This is a genomic window from Microcoleus sp. AT3-D2 (assembly GCF_036705715.1).
GTDB lineage: Bacteria > Cyanobacteriota > Cyanobacteriia > Cyanobacteriales > Microcoleaceae > Microcoleus.
Genome location: NZ_JAUBVE010000085.1, coordinates 21,383 through 28,335, shown reverse-complemented (window position 1 = coordinate 28,335; position 6,953 = coordinate 21,383). Strand labels below are relative to the sequence as shown.

The 6,953-nt window shown below is 48.4% G+C and carries 8 protein-coding genes; all 8 read right to left on the bottom strand.

What is annotated here, in order from left to right; all coding sequences use genetic code 11:
- Positions 1-404: 404 nt before the first annotated feature.
- The 8 genes from QUB44_RS26215 to QUB44_RS26180 all read right to left on the bottom strand — a co-directional run bounded on the left by QUB44_RS26215 (position 405) and on the right by QUB44_RS26180 (position 6,940).
- The gene (locus QUB44_RS26215; protein ID WP_333372108.1) at positions 405-1,337 is read right to left on the bottom strand and encodes an alpha/beta hydrolase; all 933 of its coding nucleotides are present in this window, start codon (positions 1,335-1,337) and stop codon (positions 405-407) included.
- 171 nt (positions 1,338-1,508) lie between these two features.
- Positions 1,509-2,264: an SDR family oxidoreductase gene (locus QUB44_RS26210; protein ID WP_333372106.1), complete on the bottom strand. Its 756-nt coding sequence runs from the start codon at positions 2,262-2,264 to the stop codon at positions 1,509-1,511.
- 71 nt (positions 2,265-2,335) lie between these two features.
- Positions 2,336-3,127 (bottom strand): CPBP family intramembrane glutamic endopeptidase, encoded by a 792-nt coding sequence (locus QUB44_RS26205; protein ID WP_333372104.1) that lies wholly within the window; start codon positions 3,125-3,127, stop codon positions 2,336-2,338.
- A gap of 212 nt (positions 3,128-3,339) precedes the next feature.
- Positions 3,340-4,362 (bottom strand): LLM class flavin-dependent oxidoreductase, encoded by a 1,023-nt coding sequence (locus QUB44_RS26200; RefSeq protein WP_333372102.1) that lies wholly within the window; start codon positions 4,360-4,362, stop codon positions 3,340-3,342.
- 111 nt (positions 4,363-4,473) lie between these two features.
- Entirely contained in the window at positions 4,474-5,373 is a 900-nt protein-coding gene (locus QUB44_RS26195; RefSeq protein WP_333372100.1) for a pirin family protein, read from the bottom strand.
- A 156-nt stretch (positions 5,374-5,529) separates the two neighbouring features.
- Positions 5,530-5,886, bottom strand: coding sequence for an AraC family transcriptional regulator (locus QUB44_RS26190; protein WP_333167982.1), 357 nt, complete (start codon positions 5,884-5,886; stop codon positions 5,530-5,532).
- 89 nt (positions 5,887-5,975) lie between these two features.
- Positions 5,976-6,260 carry an SDR family oxidoreductase gene (locus QUB44_RS26185; protein ID WP_333372099.1) on the bottom strand — a complete coding sequence of 95 codons (285 nt, stop codon included), beginning with the start codon at positions 6,258-6,260 and terminating at the stop codon, positions 5,976-5,978.
- On the bottom strand, positions 6,257-6,940 hold the full coding sequence (locus QUB44_RS26180; protein WP_333372097.1) for a type 1 glutamine amidotransferase domain-containing protein: 684 nt from the start codon (positions 6,938-6,940) through the stop codon (positions 6,257-6,259). The genes QUB44_RS26185 and QUB44_RS26180 overlap by 4 nt, the downstream gene beginning before the upstream one ends.
- Positions 6,941-6,953: the final 13 nt, after the last annotated feature.

Genomic DNA, 6,953 nt, shown 5'->3' with positions numbered 1-6,953 from the left:
ACCGTTTGAATCTCAAACTTCTCAGCATCACCAAACGCAGTTAATACGGCTGCTTTCATAGATTCCATCTGTGCCAACTCTCCTTGATTTAGAATAAACAGTGACGGGATTTCGATACCACTCAGCGTAGGTAAGTTCTACCTAACTTCGTAAGTCAGCACGATTTGGTAAGGTAGTTACCGTTTAGTAGCAAATGCAGATATCACAGCCTCGTAGCACACCAAAAAAGTTTTCTCGCTCCCAGCCAAAGGCGATGTGCAACTTAACTAAATAGTCATGTCGTTCCATTGTTTCTCATAGCGATCTCCTTTCTTTTGTAAGCCTAATGTTCAGGTCATTAGCCAACAACTGGCTGAGATTCAATTCCTCGACACCAAAGCCTAATTGCTGAATGCTTGATTCGTCTATCGATTTTTGATTGTTTTCAGAAAACCAAGATAATTCGATGCTGCTTCCTGAGCGTTTTCGATCAACAGCAAATGTCCTGCTTTGGGTAATTGAATAATTTGACTCCCTGGAAGACAGCGATGTGAGCGATCGACATCCCGAATATCATAAATTTTGTCTTCCTGACCCCAAATTGCCAGGGTCGGAACCCGACTGTGAGGCAACTGACAAAGCACATCATTATAAAGATTCACAATGTCCCAAGTCTGCTGATAATTTCGATTACGATTCACATAATCGTTTACTTTCTCGGTTTTGACCTCATCCGGAATCGTAGGAGGCGTCACGAAAAGCAGACTGATTTCTAGATCGAACTGCTCTTTGGTAATCGGAATAAAGGGATTGATGCCCTCAATAATCGATTTCCTGACGCTAGTTGCCCAATTCGTTACGCCTAGCGGTGAACCGATAAAGGCGAGGCTGCGAACTTGGTTGGGATAAAGCTGGCTGTAAAGGGTTGCGATCGTGCCCCCCATCGAGCTACCTGCAACATCAAGGGATTGAATCTTTAGCTGCTCGACAAACTGGTGCAGGAGGGCTACCTGATTCTCTAGTGCATAGTCTTTCACGGTAAATCCAGTACTCTTGGCATAACCGGGTAGATCGGGTGCGATCGCTTGATAGCCTGCTTTAGCCAACTCGCACATCATGCCATTCCACTGCTCTTTCTCGGCAAATAATCCATGCAGCAGTAAAATCGGCTGTCCTGTCCCTGCTTGATTGTAGGAAAGCGTTCCACTCCCGATTTGAGTAGAGCGAGTTGCGATGTCACAAGTTGAAGCAGGAGTTGCGCGATTCAGCCAACCAGAGCCAACAAGCACACTGACAACCAGAACGATGATAACTAACAGGCGATGTGCAACTTTTCCTGAGAGTTTTTGCGAAATCATGATGTCCTCTGAATTTCTCTGAATAAGGTTTGTAGCGTTTACGACCTAGTCACCCTGGCCATAGCGACCGAGGGCAGTCATCTTGGTCTGCTCTGCGGCAAAGTCGCTGTCTGCGGGATTCATATCGCTGTTAATCGCTACTTGGTCGCAACGTGTCGCACTGCCTTTCGACTACTGGGCTACATACCCACCATCTACCATCAACGTTTCACCTGTTACGAACGATGCCATGTCAGATGATAAAAACAGGACTGCATTTGCAACTTCAACAGGTATTCCAACCCGTCCGATCGGGTGAAGTCCTGTTATGTAAGCTTTGGCTTCATCCTGCCCACCTGTAGCTGCTTCAAACATATCTGTTTCGATTACTGCTGGTGCAACGACATTGATGCGAATACCCACTTTGGCATATTGGAGCGCAGCAGCTTTTGTTAAGCCTACTACCGCATGTTTACTCGCGGTGTAGAGGGGTACGCTGGGAAGTGCAACTACTCCATTTGCAGATGCCGTATTGACGATTGCACCACTTCCCTGTTTCAACATCTGAGTAATTTCATGTTTCATTAACAACCAAACGCCTTTGACATTGACATTCATCGTGCGATCGTATTCCGCTTCTGTTTGCTCAATCAATGAGGGATTTTCGCCGACAGTTCCTGCATTATTAAAGGCAATATCTAACCGACCAAAAACGCCAACCGCTTTATCAACCATTGCTTCAACATCGGCTTCTTTCGTGACATCTGCTTGCACAAAAATCGCCTCTCCGCCAGTATCCTGAATCAATCGAACCGTTTCTTCACCTTCATCCATTCGACGACCAACTACCACCACTTTTGCTTGTTGTTGGGCATAAGCGATCGCGGTTGCTCTGCCAATTCCCGATGTGCCACCAGTGACTAACGCCACTTTATCCTGAAGTATCATTCTATTTCTCCTAAAATCTAAGTCCGGTTGTTCTCTCTTGAAATAATCATGAAATCGCTTTAGAAAAAAGCTTAGACAAATCTTGCCAGCAAAAGACTAAGAGCAAAGGAAAAGGCATGAAAGCTGACATGGGATAACATCGCAGCCTCAAGCGAGTATTGCCAAAAGAGCCAACCAAAAGCAATGCCAGCAATCCCATTGAGTAATATCGCTCGGATAATTACAAGTGGAGTGAGTGGAACGATCGCGGCAGTCGCTGGCAGGTGTAGTAGTCCAAATACCAACGCGGCTAGAACGATCGCACCCTGGTAAATCCCTTGACTTGGCAACGTAACGCCTTGTTTTAGCCCTTTCCACGCGATCCAAACAAGCAGCGACATTAAGCCCCAGCGCATCAGAATTTCCTCAGTGATGCCGCCATAAAGCATTGCTGTAAGTGAACTCAGCCAATTCGGTTCTGTGTGACTGGATGCCTGTAGCGCTTCAGGTAGAGCAGGTTTCATGAACCGATCGAGCAACAGGACAGTGATTGTTGTCGCTGCACCCACACCCAAGCTCCATTTCATCTCAATGAGAGAATATGGAATCTTAGGGGTATGAAGTACCCAGTAGTCAATCAAATGTGAGCGTAATCCAACGCGGTAGGCACAGCCAATTCCGATCAGAATGCTGATTGCCAGTAGAACTGTAAGCTGTAGTGCTTGCAGCAGTATTAAAACCCACAGTGGCGGAACTTTTGCCAGTATTTCTGGAGACAGTTTCGCCAACTTTTGCTCAACTAATGGAACCGACGTAATTGCAATTCCCGCAATTCCCGCAATGCCCAACACAAATAGAATCCCAAATTGTTTCAAAACTGCCATTGATTCAATCTCCAGAGACATCAGAATACTGGGTAGACACAATGCCAATATAGAGAATGACAACTGGTGAATAACGCCACCTTATTCTGAAGTATCATTCTATTTCTCGTAAAATCAAGTCCGGTTGTTCTCTCTTGAAATGGATCGATTCACTGTGAGTCCACAATCAAAAATCAACTCGCTGTATATCCGCCATCGATCGTTAAGGTATTTCAATTGTTTAAGAGTGGCGACATTTGCATTCCAATCAGTTCAATGGAGCGCATCAGTTGGGTGTGGTTCATCTGCGCGTTGTCCATTTGAAAAGTTACTCTCGAAATGCCGCCGAGCGATTCGCTATGACGGCGGATTTTCTCCGCCACTTCTTCGGGACTGCCGACGAGTAACGCGCCGGTTGCGCCGCGCTGCGCGTCAAAATCGGCACGCGTAACAGGCGGCCAGCCTCTCTCTCTGCCAATTTTAGTGAAGGTTTCGGCGTAGCCCGGAAAAAATTCTTCAACGGCTTGTTCAGTCGTGTCGGCGACATAACCGATTGAATGCAATGAAACTTTTAATGTTTCGGGCGCGTACCCGGTGCGCGCTCCAGCATCGCGGTATAAATCTACGAGCGAGCGAAAGCGATGCGTTTCGCCGCCGATAATGGCGACCACGAGCGGCAGTCCAAGCATTCCGGCGCGGAGGAAAGATTGCGGCGTACCGCCGACTCCGATCCAGATGGGAAACGGCTTTTGCAGCGGACGCGGATAAATTGCTTGGTTTTCCAGCGCGGGGCGAAATTTGCCCGACCAATCGACCGTTTCATTGTCCCGAATTTTGAGCAAGAGTTCGAGCTTTTCAGCGAAAATCTCGTCGTAATCGCCGAGGCTAAATCCAAATAGCGGAAAGGCTTCGGTGAACGAGCCGCGCCCGACAACCATTTCGGCGCGACCTTTTGAAATCAAATCGAGCGTGGCGAATTGTTGAAACACACGCACCGGGTCAGCCGCGCTCAGCACCGTAACCGCGCTGGTTAGACGGATGCGCTCGGTGCGTGCGGCGGCAGCGGCGAGAATAACCGCGTTTGCCGAATCTAAAAATTCATGCCGATGGTGCTCGCCGATGCCGAAGATATCCAAGCCGGAACGATCCGCCTGCTCTATTCTCTCCAGCAGTTCGGCGACAGATTGCGTGGCATCCGCCGTTTCACCATTTTCACTCGTTCCAACCGAGGCAAAACTGTCAATCCCAACTTCCATATCATTTCCCAAGCGTTTTGCGAATGAAATAGACTTAATCCGAAATAGTAGAAAGTCTTGCTGTACGAGTTAGCTGCTGTTCTCTCGCTCAGCAAAAACGCCTAACCATCGTCAGCTCAGAGGGGGCGCGCTACTACCGTGATCTGAATTATCAGGGAGCGGAATGAATTCAGTTTCACCGGGAACCGCCGGGAAGCGGCGGTCTTGCCAATCTCGTTTTGCCTGCTCGATACGCGCTGAGCGGCTCGACACAAAGTTCCAGTACTTTGTGCGATCGCCCACTGGTGCCCCGCCGATAATCATTGCTTTTGCCTCAGCCCCCGCACTGATATTTACTGATTCATCCGGCGCTAAAACGGCTAGACGATATGGCTCTAAAGGCTTTCCATTTACGAATAGGCCGGATGTGACGCTATAAACTGCCCTTTCTAAACCTTCTATTGGCGCTAGCTGAAATTGACTACCCTCCGTGAAAACGAGCGCTAGGTAAAGAGTAGCAGAGTAGGTTTTAACTGGTGATTGGTGAGACTGATAGCTACCGGCGATCAAGGTCGCGCTGGTTCCTGTTTGAATCCACCTCGGTAAATCAGTCGCCGGATAATGTGAAAAGCTGGGTTCAACTTCTTCAGCGCTTTCGGGGAGGGCAATCCAGGTCTGAATGCCGTGAAGAGTAGATTCTTTCTCTCTAAAGCTCTCGGGCGATCGCTCAGAATGAACAATACCTTTGCCCGCTGTCATCCAGTTAACTTCGCCCGGAAAGATCTCTTGTACTGTACCTAGACTATCTCTATGCAGAAGGCTTCCTTCAAACAAATAGGTAACCGTCGCCAAATTGATGTGTGGATGGGGTCTAACATCGACGCCTTTTCCAGCCGGGAAAATAGCTGGGCCTAAGTGATCAAAGAAGATGAAAGGTCCAACCATTTTTAGGGTTTCACTCGGTAAGATGCGCTGTACGCTAAACCCACCTAAGTCATGCTTTTCAGGCGTGATTAATTGCTGAATACTCATTTTTGTACGCTCCATTCTTAGTTGACGTTGTGGACGAAGATACAACCTTAGTTCTGTTTCTGCTTCAGATTCTTGCCTAACTCAACTTCAATGTAATGAGTTCCAAGACTCGATTTTTTTCAGATTCTTAGGACAACCTTTCAGCTTCTTATAGTGCTAGCGAATCTGCTTGGGGGTCTTTCCCGTGAATCGCTTGAAGTGCTGCGTCAAATGGCTTTGACTGGAGAATCCTACTTGTAGGGCAATTTCTGCGATCGCCAAATCTGTTTTCGATAGCATCAACTTTGCCTGTTCCACACGCTGTTGAATCACGTACTGACGTGGAGAAATTCCCATTGTTTGCTTAAACAAACTCGCAAAGTAAGTCGGGCTAATATTAATCACTTCTGCAAGCTCAGTCAGTGACAAATCTCGATCAAGGTGAGTACGAATATAGCCGAGCACTTGCTGTAATCGGATGTGTGTTAAGCCTTTGCGCTTGGCTTCAAGGGTTGGCGTTGTAATTGTTAGCATGGTTCAAAGATTGGCAATTTGCTCAACAAAACAGGCAAAAGCTAGCCATCGCGCATTCGATCACTGCAATATTTTGCACTGCCGATCGACTACTGTGCTACATAGCCACCATCTACCATCAACGTTTCACCTGTTATGAACGATGCCATGTCAGATGATAAAAACAAGACTGCATTGGCAACTTCAAGCGGTGTTCCAATCCGTCCGATCGGATGAAGTCCTGTCATGTAAGCTTTGGCTTCATCCTGCCCACCTGTAGCTGCTTCAAACATATCTGTTTCGATTACCGCTGGTGCAACTACATTGATGCGAATACCCGCTTTGGCATATTGGAGCGCAGCAGCTTTTGTTATGCCTACTACCGCACAGCTCAAACAGAGTGAAGCAACTTCAGTAACTCTTCCGCTGCGGGTTCCGAAGATGCCGGATTCTGTCCGGTCACGAGCCTCCCGTCCACTTGGACATAGGGAACCCAGTTGGCGGTTTTGCTGTAGATGCTACCCCGTTCCTTTAGCCGGTCTTCCAACAAGAAAGGTACGACCGTGGTCAAGCCCACCGCTTCTTCTTCTGCATTCGTGAACCCGGTCACGCGCTTGCCTTTGACCAGATACTCGCCGTCCTTTCCGCGCACATTGATCAACGCAACTGGCGCGTGACACACTGCACCGACTGGCTTGTCGGACTTCACGAAGGCTTCGATCAGTGCGATGGATGTCGCGTTGTCGGGCATGTCCCACATCGGGCCATGTCCGCCGGGGTAGAAAACTGCGTCGAAATCGTCTGCGGACACGTCGGCTAGCTTTTTCGTGTTGGCAAGTTCAGCCTGCGCTGCGGTGTCTGTGCGGAAGCGCTTCGTTAATTCGGTCTGGAACTCGGGTACCTCGCTTTTCGGATCGAGCGGCGGCTGACCGCCCTTCGGTGAGGCCACCGTGATCGCTGCTCCCGCATCCTTCAGCACGTAATAGGGAGCAGCAAACTCTTCCAGCCAGAAACCAGTTTTCTTTCCGGTATCGCCAAGTTGGTCATGAGACGTGAGAACAATGAGAATCTTCATAGCAAACCTCCTT

What these genes read in the sequence shown, in the direction of transcription:
- QUB44_RS26180 (WP_333372097.1), bottom strand. Translation starts at nt 6,940, where the DNA reads ATGAAGATTCTCATTGTTCTCACGTCTCATGACCAACTTGGCGATACC.
- QUB44_RS26210 (WP_333372106.1), bottom strand. Translation starts at nt 2,264, where the DNA reads ATGATACTTCAGGATAAAGTGGCGTTAGTCACTGGTGGCACATCGGGA.
- QUB44_RS26195 (WP_333372100.1), bottom strand. Translation starts at nt 5,373, where the DNA reads ATGAGTATTCAGCAATTAATCACGCCTGAAAAGCATGACTTAGGTGGG.
- QUB44_RS26200 (WP_333372102.1), bottom strand. Translation starts at nt 4,362, where the DNA reads ATGGAAGTTGGGATTGACAGTTTTGCCTCGGTTGGAACGAGTGAAAAT.
- QUB44_RS26190 (WP_333167982.1), bottom strand. Translation starts at nt 5,886, where the DNA reads ATGCTAACAATTACAACGCCAACCCTTGAAGCCAAGCGCAAAGGCTTA.
- QUB44_RS26205 (WP_333372104.1), bottom strand. Translation starts at nt 3,127, where the DNA reads ATGGCAGTTTTGAAACAATTTGGGATTCTATTTGTGTTGGGCATTGCG.
- QUB44_RS26215 (WP_333372108.1), bottom strand. Translation starts at nt 1,337, where the DNA reads ATGATTTCGCAAAAACTCTCAGGAAAAGTTGCACATCGCCTGTTAGTT.